This window comes from Microcoleus sp. B7-D4, assembly GCF_036705125.1.
GTDB lineage: Bacteria > Cyanobacteriota > Cyanobacteriia > Cyanobacteriales > Microcoleaceae > Microcoleus.
The window spans coordinates 145,865-162,397 of sequence record NZ_JAUBTT010000003.1 but is presented as its reverse complement, the minus strand read 5'-3'; the positions used below and the strand labels follow the sequence as shown (position 1 = coordinate 162,397).

Genomic DNA, 16,533 nt, shown 5'->3' with positions numbered 1-16,533 from the left:
ACAAAAGATCGAGCTCCCAGATCAGTCTGTGCAGTCAATCTAAAATCTAAAATCTAAAATCTAAAATCGACTTGACCGTAGAGGTCGTAGACATCTGCACCAGTAATTTTCACAGATACGATCGATCCCAGTCGCGCTTCTCCTGTCACATAGACGAGTCCATCTACTTCTGGGGAAAACCGAGCGGATCTACCAATCAACTCACCTGTCTCTGGTTGTTCTTGTTCTATCAGGACATCAACTACCTGACCGACAGATTCTTGATTCTTCTTCAATGATATAGGTTGTTGTGCCGCCATTACCGCATTGCGCCGCATTTCCATTATTTCTGCTGGTATTTGCTGGGGCAAGCTGAAGGCTGGGGTTCCTTCTTCTGGCGAAAATACAAAAACTCCTACGTGATCGAATTCGTGGCGCTTGACAAATTCCAGCAAGTGTGCTGCGTGTTCCTCGGTTTCGCCGGGAAAGCCGACAATAAAAGTTGTCCGCATCACGGCGCCGGGAAGTGCTGCTTTGAGTCGATCGACTATGGCATCATTGATCCCAGCTTGAAAAGGCCGATTCATCGCCCGCAGAATTTCCGGGTGCGAGTGTTGCAGGGGTAAATCCAAATACGGCAAAACGTTGGGCGTTTCGCGGATTGCCTCGACAACTTGCGGAGTCAAACCTGTAGGATAGGCGTAGTGCATCCGAATCCAAGGCACATCTACTTCACCCAAAGCGCGCAGTAGTTCGGCTAGTTTCGGTTCGCCATAAATATCTTTGCCGTAGTTGGTGGTAATTTGAGAAATTAAGATAATTTCCTTTACCCCTTCCGAGGCTAATTGCTTAGCTTCCGCGACGATAGATTCGATCGTCCGCGATCGTTGATTTCCGCGCAAGTGCGGGATAATGCAAAATGCACAGCGGTAGTCGCAGCCTTCTGCTATACGCAGATACGCGACACCTTCCGATGTCGTGCGGTAGCGCGGAGTAGTTTCGTCAGCGATGTAAGTAGGTTCTGAAGAGACGAGGGAAACTCGATCGCCCTTTTCCACCTGCTGCATAACATTGACGATTTTATGATAGTCGCCAGTGCCGACAATTGCGACTGCTTCCGGCAATTCATCCAGCAATTCCTGCTGAAAATGCTGTGCCATGCAGCCGGTGATGACTACTTTTTTATTAGCTTCTGCCAATTCTACCAAGGTGCGGACTGACTCTTCTCGCGCCGCTTGGATAAAACTACAAGTATTGACTACAACATAATCAGCTAATTCTTCATTAGAATCGACTTGATAGCCCGCTTGAGCCAGCAAGCCGATCATGTGTTCGGTATCGATGCGATTTTTTTCGCAGCCGAGGTGAGTAAATGCGATCGTTGGCTTCGTTGCCATGCAGTAATAGTTAGTGTTGCGCTATTTTTGAGAACGTTTTATGGTATCACACAATTAAAAAAATTGCAATGTGTATGTGGAATATCTGGACTGTTGTGGTGTCCGCAGGTGTTGTGTGATATTTGTGCGATCGTGAACGAGGTGAGGATTTTTACGGTTTGTGCGATCGTACTTTCCCGCTTTTTCGCTGCCAGATTTTGACCCAATTGTCAGGTTTTGGTGTCGTCGGAAGGCTTCGACAATCTTACGCCCTTTGCATAATTTCGACTTGCTAGTTCGGCAAGCCAGCCAGAAAAATCTTCTCTGCTGTTAAGTTCAATTCTGAAAAAGCCAACGACTCAATCCTTTCGCTTCCCCTAAACTGTTTTACCTGATACTCCCCATCTACTAGCTGGTAAATCGAGAGAGTGGGTTGTTTGGGATTGCCGATAAACTTGCGACCGCCTAAACCAAGATAGTCTACAATCCAGTATTCGGGAATGCCCATTTCTTCATAGTCGGAAGCTTTGAAAAAATAATCATCCCGCCAGTTCGTACTGACCACCTCTACAGCTAGTCGCACCGAAGAGCCCATCGTGATGACTGATTCTTTTTTCCAGCGCGGTTCGCTTGCAAGTGCGGTTCGGTCTAGGACAATTACATCTGGCTGGTAGCCAGATTCGTTACGCGCAAGCTTGAGCAAGCAATCACTAGGGATAGAGTAAGGCAATTGCAGTCGCCTGATTTCAAAATTGATTTCACCGGAAATGAAACCTGTAACGTCGGAATGGTCGCCAGTTCCTAAAGGCATTTCAACAATTACTCCATTGTGTAGTTCGTACTTATGGACAGAGTTCTCTGGATACCAAGCAACGAACTCATCAAACGTGATTGTTTTCGATATGGTTTGGATCATGTTGCGGTTTCCTCTGTCTGGTGATTAGTATGCGGAAAGCTCAAATATTACACAAGGATTACAGGCAACGTTGCCTCTAATCCTTGACAAATTAAACTGTAGCTGATATAATTTAGATAGCCCGTCCTTACAAAACAGCACTTGGTACAAAACTTGGTACAAAACGCCGATTTGTCACAAAATTGGTGTCCTTTTGTACCCATTTGATATCCTTTTGATACCCGATCGCCCCCACTCCTTCTAGCTCGGCTCGGTTAAGGGCAGACCGCCTCGAAAAATCAACTCGGCAGTCAACCTCAACTCTGGGAAAGCCAGCGATTCAACTCGGTCATCTCCCCGAAACTGGCTGATTTGATACTCGCCGTCAACCAACTGGCAAACCGAGAGCGTGGGTTGCTTGGGAGTGCCGATGAACTTGCGGCCGCCCAAACCAAGGTAGTCCACAATCCAGTATTCGGGGATGCCCATTTCTTCGTAGTCAGCGAATTTGAGATGGTAATCGTCCCGCCAGTTGGTACTGACGACCTCTACAGCCAGTCGCACCGAAGACCCCATCGTGATGATGGATTCCGTATCCCAGCGCGGTTCTCTCTGGCGCAGAGCTGCTTCGTCTAGGACAACTGCGTCTGGCAGGTAGCCCGCCTCGTTGCGGACGGGTTTGAGCAGGCAGTCGCCGGGGATAAAGCAAGGCAATTTCAGTCGCCTGATTTCTGCGCTGATTTCGTCCCTGGTTAAACCTATAACGCGGGAATGGCGGCCGGTTCCTAAAGGCATTTCAACAATTACTCCATTATGTAGTTCGTACTTATGGACAGAGTTCTCTGGATACCAAGCAACGAACTCATCAAACGTGATTGTTTTGGATATGGTTTGGATCATGTTGTGGTTTCCTCTGTCTGGTGATTAGTATGCGGAAAGCTAAAAGATGGCACAAGGATTGTCGGCACTTTACCGACAATCCTTGACATAGGAAGTGAAGTTTGGTATAATTTTGCGTCCATAATATCAAAATACCGATCGCGCCGATCGACTGAATCTAAAAGTATCCACAGAAGTTCTTGATACGATCATTATTTCACAAATTTTGTGATGTTTTAGCTAAGCTGTTCTGCCTTTAAATTGTATGTCAAAAAAATTTAAAGTCTTGTGGGGTGGGCGTCCCGCCCGCCCTGAATATACAGTTTAAATGCGCGACAGCTTACTCCGATCGCAAACTCAGCCTGAGTCATCTCTGCAAGGCATTTTGCAACATACTTTCAAAAAAAGTATCCAGAGAAGTTCCTGATGCTTTCGTCATTGCAGAAAGCACACTTTTCTGAGCAAAAGAACAGTATAGCCCCGCTTCCAAAAACCAAGGTTTTCCCTGCGGATCGATGCGAAAATCAAAGAGACTATAATCGCGACAACCCAAAGCGATGTGGCATTTTCTGGCCATATCCCAAACTCTCTCCGTAATCGGATCGCTGGTGTCAACTATCCACGACTTGGTACTATCCTTAGAAGTCAAGATCAAGTTGCCATCGTCATTTTGTTTCAGCTTATCGGCATAACTCCGAATCGGCATTGTGTCAGCATTTAGAGCATACTCTTCTAGTGGTAAACAGACTAATTCGCCTGCTTTGATGATAATTCCACAGCGAACTTCTCTACCCAATTCAATGAATTTTTCAACGAGCACTTCCTCGGAATGAGTCAATGCTGTCTGCAAAGCTGCATCATAGTCAGCAGCATCTTGAACGAAGGTTACTCCAATGGAATTATCGCCATTTAGTGGTTTGAGGACGGCTGGGAAATCAATCAAGGTTCGATCGCCCGCGCGGACAACTTCTCCCAACGGTACACTTACCCCAGCGGCCGCTACTACTGCCTTAGTCTTGGCTTTATCAGCCACCAGCGCCATCAACTCTGCCGGATTACCCACATAAGGAATACTCAGCATATCGAACAAGCTGCGGTATTGAGTCATGCCGGGGATGCAAAACATCTGCGGTACCATTACGTCAATCTTTAGCTGTGTCAGCACCTCTACAGCGCCCGCTAGAGACATGGGATTAGCGGCTGCGATCGCACCTCGATCGAGAGAGGTGGGAAAACGCCATTGGCCATCGGGAGAAATATAGGCAATATGAAATTCATAGAGTGCTGAATTAGCAGCATTTTTCAGACAATCTTCTGCATAAAGCCGCGATAAATTACAGTAAAAATCGCTAACTGCCGAGCCGACTAAATGCAAAACCCGTACTACTGACATCCTCAATCTCCCCCTATTTCCACAAGTTTGCCAATATTAAAATCAATCCGAATCCACTCTTTCGGGTTCTGTAAATTTCCCCATAACAACAAGGGAATTTGCCAATGATGCACCATCAAAAAGGGCAGTGGATCGTCCCACTCGAAGATGGCATCTTTGCCTTGGGCGATAATTTGTAACCGCTCAGAAACTAGCTTTGGCGACCACAAATGAGTCACCAATCGCCAAATTTCATGGTAAATCCAGTAAGTCGGGCGACTTGATGCCAAAGGCTGCACAGTCTGTGGTAAAGGGTCGAGTTCCAAATAAGCTTTTGCCACATCAGGATGGTTGTAAAACATCGTGATGGCTGAATGGGTGCGCGGGTTGCATTCGATCGCGTAAATCTCTCCATCATCCGCCGCCTGAATGAAATCAAAGGAAACTTGTCCCGTCAGATTTAGACTCTTGGCAAACTGACGAATCCAATTTTCGATATCCGGGCGATCGACATTCTGGTAATTCACCTGAAACGCCGACGATTCACAGCAACAATGCAACTGAAGATGACCATCACGAATTGTACTGTGAGTGCAGAATTCTTGCCCGGGAATATACTCTTGCATAATCCAAGGTTTACTCTCGGAAATTGGTAATGAGTTGACAAATGTGGCAGTTTTTGCAGGGTTTTCGCAGGGTAATTTAGTTAAGTTTAACCTGCGGACAGAATCGTAGGGAATACTTTTGATAATATATGGACGCTGTGCGTCACTAAAATCAAAATCGATTACTTGCTGGGGATTAGTAATGCGATAAGACTTCGGAACTCGCAGCCCCAATGCTTCCGAGGCTTTTGCAAACTGATATTTATCATCCAAACGTTGCAGAGTTTCGACATCTACGTGCATTACCGTACAGTGGGGAGAAAGTACCCTTTTGACTTCGGCATCGTAGTAACTGGCGACTGGACTACAGACTGGAACGTAAACATTAACTTTCTCTTGTTGGACAATTTTCAAGAGTGCTTGGGGGTATTCCTCTGTCTGCGGATTTGGTACTGTGTAAAAGCGATCGACTGCCCAAGAGTAACGATGACCTGTCAGCCAGTATTTCTCGGTTTCTACCAAAATTACCCGATGACCGGCCTTATGGAACGATCGGGCTAGCTGCAATGCTTTGGTCATCTTGCCGCCGCTAATCAAAATCGTTTGGGGAGAGTCCGCGATCGATCGAGACTGAAACGGTTTGATGATGATGGATCTCAGTAGGGCGATCGCAGTTAAAGCAATATTCAGGGGCAGTACCAATAGCAGCAAAATTAAGGTTGCTATAGTTTTAACGGCTGTCTGGAAGCGCCTATTCCCAGTGTTTGTTTCCTGTTCAGATGGCATCGCTGCCACAGAAACTGTTTCGAGCATAATTTCCTAGTAAGTAGACACTCTAATTAGCGGTGGTTTTTGAATGATTAAACCGCAGATGACGCTGTTGGCGCCGAGTCTCCAGAAGAGACAGATCAATCATGCGGATGAGGCGCGGATTTGATATTACGCACGGGTGGTTAGGATCGTCAATTAAATAATTTCCCTTTTTTCTTGTGGGATGGGCGTCCCGCCCGCCCAGAAAGGACGGGCGTCCCGCCCATCCCACAACAGTCATGAAAAGTGGATTTTATTTAATTCTCATCCCTTAGAAACCGGGTTTTTTGACGATCGGACTTCGTTACAGCCCGCCCAATAGGGCAAAAAACCCGGTTTATGCAGGTTTTGATGCGTCTAGGACTGTTCTACTAAACGCGCCGAATTAAGGTCAATCCATCTCTCAGCGGCACTAACACCTGCTCTACGCGCGGATCGTCAACTAGAGCCTGGTTAAATTTGGCGATCGCAACTCCGTTATCAGTAGCAGTACCCGACACATAGGGCTGTCCCTGCATCAGAGTATTGTCTGCACAGATCAAGCCATTGGGAGCCAACAGCCCAGTGGTGAGCAATAAATCGAGATAATCTGTGTATCCAGCTTTATCAGCATCGATAAACACCAAATCGAAGACTTCCCCGTCTTGGGCCAATTGTTTCATGGTTTCTAGAGCCGGTGCCACCTTCACTGAGATTTTGTGACCGGCAGTAGATTCGTGAAAACACTTCTGGGCAAATTCAGCTACATAAGCATCTACTTCGCAGGCTACCACCACTCCATCCACCGGCAGTGCTTCCGCCATCGCTAGTGCTGAGTACCCGGTAAACATCCCTATTTCCAGTACGCGCTGTGCTTTGGTGAGATGGACGAGAAACTTCAGCATTTGGCCTTCCACATGGCCCGAAAGCATTTCCTGTTCCAAGTGGCGCACTGTCTCGCCGTCAGAGAATCGCTTACTCCAATCTTCTGATTGGGTGCGCTTTACTAACGCGGCTAAGGCGGGAGATTCCGGCGTGGTACAAAGGTTCAGGTACGGATCGAGACCATTTGCTAGTTCGTAGGCTTGTTGTAATTGGGCCTTGAAAGCTCGATCGAGATTATCGATTTTTTCTACTTGCGAGGCGAGACTTTCGAGTAAAGAGGCTAAAATCCCGACTGGGGTAACGGGTCTCATCTTTATACCCCGGCTGTGGAACGAGTTCCAACTTTCTGCAATACCACATACATATCCTCGCCATCGCCATGACGCGGGTAGCCCTGACAGATTTCTCGATGCACGGCTAGGGTTTCATCCAACTCAGTTCGAGTCAAATCGTTCATGAAAAAGCAGTCACCAATGGGGCATGGAGCCGCAGCGCGTTGAAGGCCGTCGCGGGTACGACTGATCGATGTTGTCGCTTTCCAGAGCAGTTCTGATGTCAGATAAGGGCTGTCTATCGCTAGTCCGAGGCGGCTCATTAATCTTAAGATGCGATCGCGGTCGGCGATCGAAATGTAGCCCCGCTGCCCAGCAATAGTCGCCGAAAAAGCCATATCGATGGCGACACTGTGGCCGTGGAACATCGGAATTTCCGGTGTTAGTTCCAGCGTCGGACTCCAGGTGTGACCATAGGCAATCACCCGATCCAAATCTAGCTCGTGGAGGTTTGGTACTTCTAATGCCAGCATTGACTGAATCGCGTTGTAGGTTAAGCGATGGGCCACTTCGCGCAGTTCAGATGTGCCGTCTAAATAACCAAAATGGCTATGCAGTAATGCTTCGCCGTAGTTTTCTAACAACTCGAAGATTTCTTTGTTGCCTACTACGGCGATCTTAATTAACTCTGCCATGCCGTTTCGTATTTGGTCGATCGGCAGAGTTTTCAGAAAGGAGAAATCTAAAATTACTTTCTGCGAAGCGTGGTAAGCACCGAGGCGGTTTTTCAGCTTACCGTGGTTCACAGCTACTTTGATCGCCACACTGGCATCAATTAGCCCAATTAAGGTTGTCGGTACGCGAATGTAGTTAGTTCGACGGCGATAGGATGAGCAGGCAAAACCAGTTACGTCAGTAGTCAATCCACCACCGACCACCAAAACAGGCTCCTTCCGCACGAGTCCGAAATCCACGAAGGCATCTATGATGCTTTCAACAGTTGTTAACGTCTTATCAGGTTCCTTGATATTCACTGGAAAGACTGTTAAATCTATCTCGTGATACTTGAAATAATGCTGCATCTGTGCACCATAAAGACCATAGACTGTTTCGTCTACAACCATTAAACAGCGACCAAATTGGCGGTAACTCTCCGCAATCTCTGGATTTTCAAGCTTGAAAGCACCATCTACATATAGCAAGCTGAAATCAATTTTTTCGTACCCTTCAATATGAAAAGCACGATCGGTAGATGTAAACGTAGCTTGAATGTCACCCATAAGATTTTTGCACTTTCATGTTGATTAGTAACTGTAAGTATCTGGGCGAGCTTCAAAAGTATCAATCCTTTTGCTGGCAAACTTCCTAGGCATTAACTTGACAAATTGTCATTTAATATGAACTTAACAATCCACCTAAAAATTTACTTTCAGAGTTGTTTGTTAAGAGTAGGTTAAATACTGCTTTTCGAGTATTTATACTTAAAGCCTTTAGAGGATTGATTTGAGACCGCCTCAATGCTTACACAAAATTCAACATAACGAATTTCTCATCTTTATGCAACCATATTCAGTAAAAATCGATATTTCTTTTAATATAATATTATCCAGAGACAAATCGGGAAAACCCGAAATTACAGCCTCCTCACCTATTAAAACGACTCGTTGCGATCGATCGTTGAAATCACTTTATCTTTTTTGATCGGGTTCGCTGTGTATTTCCAGTTGATTAGACCTCTTGCAAAAGTCCTTTTCATAAATTTCTTGGACGGGCGGGACGCCCATCCCACAAGAAAAAATAACTCTTGTGGGATGGGCCCCAGAGCCCGTCCTAGTTATTTTTGCAAGAGGTCTATTATCAACCAAATTCAATATCCAATCAGCCGATTTATGCCTAGTTAATAAAGGGAATAATGAACCCGGATTTTAGATTACCAAATTTCCTGGGAACACACATCAAGCCCGATCGCCCGACAGCACTTTAACAGCAGCAGACGCAGGTAATGAAGCGTCAGAATTTCCGTCCAAAGCATTAACTTGAGGCATCAAAGTGCTCATTTCCAATTGGCAAGATATTGGTCTAATTTGTCGATCGGCCAACAGTGGAATTGGGAGCATCTCAATGAAAGCAGCAAAGCTCGAAATTGGAATTAGGAGTCAGGAGTCAGGAGCCAGGAGAAAAGAGTCAGAAGGAAGAAGAAAGAAGTGTTTTTGCAAATATGAGATGCTCCCGTGGAATTTTTACCTTGGGGGCGGGCATAATCACCACCCCACAAGAGTCTTAAGATTTTTTCCGATACAAATCTGGATGTTTTTTGAGCTTAAAAATACTGCTAGCCCAACTTACGAGGGGATTTGATCCGACGATACATCGGGGGCGAGCGACAGATTTCCTTCGCCCGAAAGCACTTGACCAGCAGATCCAGTAGTTAATCGATGATCGTAAGAGTGTGTTCCCAAACCCTTAACTTGGCGCATCAAAGTGCCCATTTCCAAAGCACTCATCGCATAATTCCAGCCCAAATTGCTTTTAATTCCAGCCCTTTCCAAAGCTTGCTGCATCGTGTCAGTCGTCACCACCCCAAAAATCACCGGCACCCCTGTTTGAAAAGCAGCCGCAGCAATTCCCTTAGCAACCTCACCAGCCACAAAATCGAAATGAGGAGTTTGGCCCCGAATTACCGCACCCAGACAAATTACCGCATCGTAGCGGTGAGAAAGAGCAGCTTGGCGGGCCACCAAAGGAATCTCAAAACTTCCCGGAACCCAAAAAAAGTCCACCTGAGAGCCATGAGGATTAATATCAACCCCGTGGCGTTTCAAACAATCTTGACATCCCTCCAAAAGTTTGTTGACGACCAAATCGTTAAAACGACCGATGACAATCGCAAATCGCAAAGATTCGGTGTGAGTAAAAGTTCCCTCGAAAACAGTCATAGTGTTCTAGTTTAGATTTTAGGTTTTAGGTTTTAGAGTTTTGTTTGTGAGAAGGCAAAAGTCAGAAAGCAGCAGCATCTCATCTGAATCTCAAGTACAAAAACATACAGGATCGCGCGGTGTGGAAAATTCCTAGCTTCTGCCGAATGCCTTTCAATCGCTGGTGAATGCCTTCATCCTTCTATCTTTTACCTTCTTTATTAGATAGAGTTGGGTGAAATTAAACGACTAAAAAGTTCAATACACCCACTGCAATAACCAGCAAAAACCAGAGACCCGATCCGACATAAATCAGGGATTTAGACTGATTCCAGTTTTGGGGAGAGGCATAAGCAACCGGGACGCCAACGACCATCACAAAAGACAGCAGTACCAGACCCAGTAAAACCACTTGAAACAGAATTGATAACATCTTTTCTCCTTTCGATATAACCGTGCGTTGATCAGAAATAGCTTCCCAGAACCGGAAAAAATCTTCCAAATTCTAGTTTTTGACAGTTTCCCGATAGTCGATCGAGAGATTGTCGGTTGATTGATAAGAAAGAACCCGTGCAAATTCGGGCGTTGCGCGAACAGGCGTCAGCGACTTTTGAGATTTTTATCAATTTTATCATTGTTGGCTACAGCACAGAAAACTGGATTCGATACAGGCTGAAGGTTAAGTTACAGTGCGATCGCCCGGTGTCAGAGCCCGAGAAATTGCTACTCTGTGAGTGAGAGATGCGGGATTTTCGGCTATGGACTTAGTTTTGTGCCACACAACAGCAGATTTTGACGCCTTGGGGGCGGCGGTGGGACTTTGCGTGCTGCGCCCCGGTAGCAGGATCGTATTGACGGGCGGGTGTCACCCGACAGTGCGGGATTTTTTGGCGCTACACCGCGACGAGTACCCACTGATTGAACGCCGATCGGTCAATCCGCAACAAATTCGATCGATTACTATAGTTGATGCCTCCGGGCGCGATCGTTTGGGAAAAGCCGCCGAGTGGCTGGATTTGCCACACCTCAACGAAATTGCTGTTTTCGACCACCACAAGGAGGCGCATTCAGACATCCGGGCTACTGTTAGCCAAATCGAAGCAGTCGGAGCCAGCACGACATTAATTGTCGAAAAGCTCAAAAATCAAGCAGAAAAGAGCGACACACCATTCCGCCTTCTGCCTTCGGAAGCAACAGTAATGGCCCTCGGCATCCACGTCGATACAGGTTCCCTCACCTTTGAGGGCGCAACTGCGCGAGATGCAATAGCTTTGGCGTGGTTGATGGAACAGGGAGCGAGTTTGGGGGTAATAGCTGAATATGTAGAACCCGCTTTGTCTCCTCAATTGCAAGATTTGCTCAGAGAAGCGCTCAAGAATTTGCGATCGGAAACTTTGCACGGTTACAGCGTAGCCTGGGTGCTGCTATCTACTGAAGCTTACGTTCCGGGACTTTCTTCTCTGGCTTCTCGCTTGCTCGATTTAACTGAAACCGATGCTCTGCTGTTAGGTAATGTTTATAAATTTGGCGAAAACGAAAACAACCGCAACATCGATCCCGAATCGCCAGTTTCCAATCGATTAACTATTATCGGTCGATCGCGCATCGAAGGCACAAACCTCAGCGAATTGTTCAAACCCTTCGGTGGTGGAGGCCACGCCCGCGCCGCTTCCCTCGCCACCCGCGATGTTGACCCCCTGCTGACTTTAAATCAGTTAGCTGACGAACTCAAAGCTCAAATTCCCCACCCTCCGACAGCGCGCGAATTAATGTCGTCTCCAGTGCGGAGCATTCGCCCGGAAACATCGGTGGGGGAAGCTCACCGTATCCTCCTACGTTACGGACATTCCGGGCTTTGTGTGGTCGATGCGGGCGATCGACTCGCCGGCATTATCTCGCGCCGCGACATTGACATTGCCCTGCACCACGGTTTCAGTCACGCCCCGGTGAAGGGTTACATGACTTGGCAGTTAAAAACGATCGCCCCAGATACCTTGCTGCCGGAAATTGAATCTTTAATGGTGACATACGATATCGGCCGCTTGCCAGTATTGGAAAACGGTCAACTGGTAGGAATTGTGACTCGGACTGATGTGTTGCGGGAATTGCACCAGCAAAAAGCGCGAGACAGGGGAAGCAATACAGAATTGTCTTATTGTGCCGCGCCCGAATCGGTTGAGCAGTTGTTGCGATCGCGCATCAGTCCCGAATTATGGCAATTATTGTCGATCGCGGCCAATCTTGCCCAAGAGCGCGGCTGGCAACTTTATATTGTCGGTGGAGCAGTCCGGGATTTACTCTTAGCCACGGATGATACACTGGCGCTAACAGATATCGATTTGGTTGTGGATGGAAAGTGCGGTTCCGACGATTCCGGTGCTGGTGTCGAGTTAGCTTCCTCGCTGCAAAAACTTTACCCCGAATCGCGTTTGGACGTTCACGGTCAATTTCAAACCGCCGCGCTTTTGTGGCACAAAGACTCTGCTTTCGGCTCGCTGTGGGTGGATATCGCTACGGCTCGCACTGAATTTTATCCTTATCCGGCTGCAAATCCTGAAGTTGAAGCGAGTTCGATTCGCCAAGATTTGTACCGCAGGGATTTTACAATTAATGCCCTGGCTGTGCGCTTGGGTGTTCCTCGCAGCGGCGAATTGTTAGACTTTTTTTGCGGTTTGCTGGATTTGGAATCGAAGCAAATTCGAGTTTTGCACGCCAATAGTTTTATCGAAGATCCGACGCGAATTTATCGCGCTGTGCGGTTTGCGGTGCGGTTGGGATTTGAAATTGAGCCGCAGACGGAAGGATACATCCGCCACGCTTTGGCCAGCGGGATTTATTACCGAATTCAGGGGGAAAATGGCCGAGCTCCGGCTTTGGAAACTCGGCTCAAAAGCGAATTGAAATACATTTTGCAAGCTCCTTACTGGAAAGTTGCTTTGCAAATGCTGGGAGATTTGCAGGCTTTGCGCTGCATTCATCCTAGTTTGGAGTTGGATCGGGAGTTGTGGCGACAACTGCGTTTGCTCGATCGGTGTTTGAATGGAAGAAGGAAGAAGGAAGGCACGACACGGATTTTGACACGGATACACGGATTAATGATTGAGGGTGAGTCACGAGTCAGAGGGAAGAAGGAAGAGGGAATAGGGAAGAAGGAAGAAAAAGAAAAAGCAACTATTTCCAATGCCCAATTCCCGATGCCCAATTCCCCATTCCCCATTATCAATATTCCCGATTGGCAGATGCGGCTGGAAGTTTTAATCGCTTATTTAGCACCGGAATATCGCGGCAAGGTGGCTGCAAATCTTCAGTTACCCGCTGACAGCATTAAGCGGTTGGAAGTTTTGGAAGCCGGAAAGAAGCAGTTAGCAGAGAATTTGCCTAAGTGCGAGTTGCCGAGTCAATTGGTGTTGCTGTTGAGAAATTATGAATTGCCGGTGTTAATTGCGATCGCCCTACAAAGTCCGCGAAGTGCACGTCGCCAAATCTGGGAATATCTCACCAAATGGGCGAATGTTGAGCCGCCTTTAAATGGCAACGATTTGAAGGCTTTGGGTTATAAGCCAGGGCCTGGGTTTAAACGAATGTTGGATGATTTGTTGGCGGCGAAGTTGGATGGCGATTTGGGCGATCGGGCTGCTGCTATCTCTTTCTTAGCACAACGTTATCCTCAAGCTTAGTAAGGTGCGTCAGCAGCGCGTTATTTCTGATATAATAGATTAGCTAATTGCTGACGCACTCTACTAAAATTTAAGTTTTCAATCCTAAACAGGCTAACCAGGCGATCGCACATTATTGATATTTCGAGAATTAAGGTGAAGAAACATCACGCTCCTGCTTTAATCGCAATTGTCCTTTACAAAACATTTGTGGCTTCCCTCTTGACAGTAACTTCGATTGCTTTGCTTTTTGCATTAAAAAATCATCAATTTTTAGAACAATTTTCGCAATCTTATTTGTTAGAAAGCAAACTAAAAATTATTTAATTAATCTTAGACAAAGTTCTAATTCTCAAGCCTAAAAGCTTACTGCTTAGCGGACTTGTCGCAGCACTTTATGCAGTATTAACTGCTTTTGAGGCCGTTGGTTTGTGGTACGAAAAAGACTGGGCAACAATCTTAGTTTTAGTGCTGGTAAGCATCAGTATACCCCCTGAAATATATGAATTAGTTCACGGGGTCACGGTACTTAAGTTAGCGGTATTTATCACAAATGTAGCCATCTTATGGTATTTGCTCCACCATTTGCCGAAGCAGGGTAAAGGAGCTTAAAGTTTTGATTATTCAGAGGAAACTCACTTGATTTTATAAATGTCAGCATTTTCCATTTTAATTTCATAAAACGGCTGATCAGTCAAATAAAAACCTCAATCTTTACAAAAATTTTGTAATGGTAAAGATTTGATAAAGCTACGAGGGGTTATACCCCCTATGAGTTATAGTGACATATATATAGATGCACCCTGATGGCTTTCCCGTTCCACAAGAGCGGGATTTTTATTGGAAAAATATTGTATTAAGTTTTAATACAGGTGGTAGAGATAGAATTGGTGGAATATTCCAATAAAACGATCGCCAGATGCAAAAATAGCACAGAAGAAGCAAAAACGATAGTTAGGAGCGATCGAACATCCGCCCTAACTCTGCGAAATAACCCAAAGGCGGTAGCATAGTTTGGGAAACGGCATCAACTAAAGATGAACTTAGGGCCAGCAACAGCCTTCTAACAGGGCAAAGGCAGAATTAACGCGACTTTAGGCATAGGAGGGTGAGGGTTCGGCATCACTTACCATTGGTAACAAGTTAGAAAGGAGTAGATTTTGTCAATACCCCTTTGTGAATAAATATAATTGGTTAATAATGATAATCAAATAAGAGGTAAGGGTGGGAGAGTCCTGTGTAGGAGGACTCTTCCACACAAGGGCGCGATTATCATTATTAATAAGTTGTGGGCTCGATTGGCGTGGCATTGCGATCGATAACAGTGGCGGGCGATCATTTGTGACAAGTTAAGAAAAAGTGCAAATTGTCAAGGGGGTAGACCAAAAAAAGTAAAATAGGATGAAACCTTTACCGGGCAAGCAGTTGAGCCATAACTAACCAGTTATGATTCGCAAAAAACGAATCAACCGAGATCATGCAAAGCAAAAAAATCGTCCCCAAGTAGAAAATGAAGCGATCGCGAATCACTTGGAAGATTTATTAATTCCGGCAATGGCTGCCCAAAAAACTTTTTATCGGCAACTAAATTTAAGAGATAGAATTCTAACACTACCATTAATGATGGCAGCAATCCGCCAGTTTATTATGGCGATCCGTAGCAGGACTAACAGAATTAACCAGATTATTAAATAGAGAAGGATTTTTATGGTGTCAGCCACAAGAAATTAGCCAACAAGCATTATCACTCAGATTTTTAAGTTTTCCAGCAATTTTATTTGAAAAAGTATTTAAATAATTATTGCCTCATTTTCGCCCAAAATGGTTAACAAGAAAATCGAGACCATTACCAGATAGCGTACAATTTGCTTAAAAAACTTTGAAAATATCTGGATAGCTGACGGCTCAACATTAGAAGCCTTATTTCGTAAACTAGAAAGTTTATCAGATGTGCCAATTGGTCAATTAGCCGGAAAGATGGGAGTAATTATAGACCTAGTAACTCATCTTTACGAATAAATTTGGTTGGGTAAAATCCCAAACAAGCAGATACTAAGTGGGAGGAAAATTTACTAAAAACAGTTAAGCCGAAAACCTTACTATTATTGGATAGAGGCTTCTATCACTTCGCTTTTTTGTCAAAACTCATTTCTCAAAAAATTGGATTTATCACTCGAATCAAGAAAGGTGCATCTTATCAAATCGAGCGGCTATTAACCAATACTTAGGATGTCAAAGACCAGATAATTAAAATAGGTGCAGGAACAAAACAGACACCAGATTTGACTATAAGATTAGTACAGATTCGATCTAATACTTCCTGGCGTTCTTATCTGACAAGTGTCCGAGAACCTGAAATAGTGCCGCCTTATGTAGTTGCAGATTTATATCAAAGACGCTGGCGAATTGAAGACGCATTTTGGACAGTAAAAAGATGATTAAATCTCAGCTATTTAGGGACAGGTTCATTAATTAAACGGAATCAAGCTCCAAATCAGGGCTAATTGGCTATTTTATGGGGTTTTAGTAGATTTAGGAGATGCGGTTGCCGATGAATTAGGAGTACCAATTGAACGGGTTTCATTAGAAATGATTTATCGGGGAATGTATCATTTTTCTGTTGCCTATCAAAAAGGAATAGCCTCTGACATAGTTAAGTATTCTGCCGCCGATAAAAATCAAGATTTAGGGACTGTTAAGCTAGGCATGAAAACCTCATGTCAGGCTAATTATTTCTCCTTTCCCTGGAACTAAAAGAAGTCCAGAACAATTTTTTTTCAATAATAAAGGAACAAATGGAGTCATATTTTAATTGGGTCAACAGGTAAAAAATGAGTAAAATTACTCATTGACAATAGTGCTTTTAGCTTAAATTGTGAGTAATGGTTGCACCCTCAGCTTCGCCGAAGT

The 16,533-nt window shown here is 45.3% G+C and carries 12 protein-coding genes and 1 pseudogene; 3 read left to right on the top strand and 10 right to left on the bottom strand.

Going from position 1 to position 16,533, the window contains the following annotated elements; all coding sequences use genetic code 11:
• Positions 1-53: 53 nt before the first annotated feature.
• From rimO to psbZ, 10 genes are all read right to left on the bottom strand, one after another.
• Positions 54-1,376 carry a 30S ribosomal protein S12 methylthiotransferase RimO gene (rimO, locus tag QUB12_RS02040; RefSeq protein ID WP_333145557.1) on the bottom strand — a complete coding sequence of 441 codons (1,323 nt, stop codon included), beginning with the start codon at positions 1,374-1,376 and terminating at the stop codon, positions 54-56.
• 271 nt (positions 1,377-1,647) lie between these two features.
• Positions 1,648-2,271, bottom strand: a complete 624-nt coding sequence (locus QUB12_RS02035; RefSeq protein ID WP_333145554.1) for a Uma2 family endonuclease — start codon at positions 2,269-2,271, stop codon at positions 1,648-1,650.
• Between the two features lie 240 nt (positions 2,272-2,511).
• Entirely contained in the window at positions 2,512-3,150 is a 639-nt protein-coding gene (locus QUB12_RS02030) for a Uma2 family endonuclease (RefSeq protein WP_333145549.1), read from the bottom strand.
• A 346-nt stretch (positions 3,151-3,496) separates the two neighbouring features.
• On the bottom strand, positions 3,497-4,522 hold the full coding sequence (locus QUB12_RS02025) for a D-alanine--D-alanine ligase (RefSeq protein ID WP_333145545.1): 1,026 nt from the start codon (positions 4,520-4,522) through the stop codon (positions 3,497-3,499).
• A gap of 2 nt (positions 4,523-4,524) precedes the next feature.
• Positions 4,525-5,919 carry an ATP-grasp domain-containing protein gene (locus QUB12_RS02020; protein ID WP_333145542.1) on the bottom strand — a complete coding sequence of 465 codons (1,395 nt, stop codon included), beginning with the start codon at positions 5,917-5,919 and terminating at the stop codon, positions 4,525-4,527.
• A gap of 368 nt (positions 5,920-6,287) precedes the next feature.
• The gene (locus QUB12_RS02015; RefSeq protein ID WP_333145539.1) at positions 6,288-7,091 is read right to left on the bottom strand and encodes a class I SAM-dependent methyltransferase; all 804 of its coding nucleotides are present in this window, start codon (positions 7,089-7,091) and stop codon (positions 6,288-6,290) included.
• Between the two features lie 2 nt (positions 7,092-7,093).
• Entirely contained in the window at positions 7,094-8,332 is a 1,239-nt protein-coding gene (locus QUB12_RS02010; protein ID WP_333145536.1) for a sedoheptulose 7-phosphate cyclase, read from the bottom strand.
• Between the two features lie 675 nt (positions 8,333-9,007).
• Positions 9,008-9,169, bottom strand: a complete 162-nt coding sequence (locus QUB12_RS02005) for a hypothetical protein (protein WP_333145533.1) — start codon at positions 9,167-9,169, stop codon at positions 9,008-9,010.
• 225 nt (positions 9,170-9,394) lie between these two features.
• Positions 9,395-9,988, bottom strand: a complete 594-nt coding sequence (gene ribH / locus QUB12_RS02000) for a 6,7-dimethyl-8-ribityllumazine synthase (protein ID WP_333145530.1) — start codon at positions 9,986-9,988, stop codon at positions 9,395-9,397.
• A gap of 220 nt (positions 9,989-10,208) precedes the next feature.
• Complete coding sequence (psbZ, locus tag QUB12_RS01995) at positions 10,209-10,400, bottom strand: photosystem II reaction center protein PsbZ (protein WP_190735314.1); 192 nt, start codon at positions 10,398-10,400, stop codon at positions 10,209-10,211.
• Positions 10,401-10,725: 325 nt separating this feature from the next.
• On the opposite strand from psbZ, the gene QUB12_RS01990 reads away from it, so the two are divergent.
• The 3 genes and pseudogenes from QUB12_RS01990 (at position 10,726) to QUB12_RS01980 (ending at position 16,435) form a co-directional block, all read left to right on the top strand.
• The gene (locus QUB12_RS01990) at positions 10,726-13,644 is read left to right on the top strand and encodes a CBS domain-containing protein (RefSeq protein ID WP_333145524.1); all 2,919 of its coding nucleotides are present in this window, start codon (positions 10,726-10,728) and stop codon (positions 13,642-13,644) included.
• 309 nt (positions 13,645-13,953) lie between these two features.
• Entirely contained in the window at positions 13,954-14,235 is a 282-nt protein-coding gene (locus QUB12_RS01985) for a DUF2127 domain-containing protein (RefSeq protein ID WP_333145561.1), read from the top strand.
• Between the two features lie 834 nt (positions 14,236-15,069).
• A pseudogene (locus tag QUB12_RS01980) lies at positions 15,070-16,435 on the top strand (IS4 family transposase).
• Positions 16,436-16,533 lie beyond the last annotated feature (98 nt).

Bases quoted from the DNA above. Each gene is read 5' to 3' on its own strand.
- QUB12_RS02030 (WP_333145549.1), bottom strand. From the start codon at position 3,150: ATGATCCAAACCATATCCAAAACAATCACGTTTGATGAGTTCGTTGCT.
- ribH (WP_333145530.1), bottom strand. From the start codon at position 9,988: ATGACTGTTTTCGAGGGAACTTTTACTCACACCGAATCTTTGCGATTT.
- QUB12_RS01990 (WP_333145524.1), top strand. From the start codon at position 10,726: ATGGACTTAGTTTTGTGCCACACAACAGCAGATTTTGACGCCTTGGGG.
- QUB12_RS02005 (WP_333145533.1), bottom strand. From the start codon at position 9,169: ATGCTCCCAATTCCACTGTTGGCCGATCGACAAATTAGACCAATATCT.
- QUB12_RS02020 (WP_333145542.1), bottom strand. From the start codon at position 5,919: ATGCTCGAAACAGTTTCTGTGGCAGCGATGCCATCTGAACAGGAAACA.
- QUB12_RS02015 (WP_333145539.1), bottom strand. From the start codon at position 7,091: ATGAGACCCGTTACCCCAGTCGGGATTTTAGCCTCTTTACTCGAAAGT.
- QUB12_RS02010 (WP_333145536.1), bottom strand. From the start codon at position 8,332: ATGGGTGACATTCAAGCTACGTTTACATCTACCGATCGTGCTTTTCAT.
- QUB12_RS02035 (WP_333145554.1), bottom strand. From the start codon at position 2,271: ATGATCCAAACCATATCGAAAACAATCACGTTTGATGAGTTCGTTGCT.
- psbZ (WP_190735314.1), bottom strand. From the start codon at position 10,400: ATGTTATCAATTCTGTTTCAAGTGGTTTTACTGGGTCTGGTACTGCTG.
- QUB12_RS02025 (WP_333145545.1), bottom strand. From the start codon at position 4,522: ATGTCAGTAGTACGGGTTTTGCATTTAGTCGGCTCGGCAGTTAGCGAT.
- rimO (WP_333145557.1), bottom strand. From the start codon at position 1,376: ATGGCAACGAAGCCAACGATCGCATTTACTCACCTCGGCTGCGAAAAA.